This is a genomic window from Herbidospora sp. RD11066 (assembly GCF_054661255.1).
This window is the reverse complement of the sequence record NZ_BAAGDO010000340.1, coordinates 1-240: the sequence shown is the minus strand read 5'-3', so window position 1 is coordinate 240 and position 240 is coordinate 1. Positions and strand designations below refer to the sequence as shown.

Below are 240 nucleotides of genomic sequence, written 5' to 3'. Positions count from 1 at the left end.
AGGAGTTGTTACATCTTTTGTTACTCCATTTTCATAAGTTGTTGTGACAACAACATTTCTTGTCCCTGCTTCTTGCAAGTTAAATGGTGTTTTATACGTTACCTGAGCCGTTGTTGGTACTTCATGTCCTGTTTTTGATCGTACTAATTCTCTTGGATTCGTATATAATTCTTTTGAATCCCCAAAATAAGCAGTCAAACTGGAATGTTTCGCTTCTACATCATTTGTCGCATTTGTTTG

General features: G+C 35.8%; 1 protein-coding gene. It reads right to left on the bottom strand.

Annotated features, from left to right (window positions below; genetic code table 11):
* Positions 1-240: hypothetical protein (locus ACYQ78_RS40065; RefSeq protein ID WP_459806229.1), on the bottom strand; the 240-nt coding region annotated here is incomplete at both ends.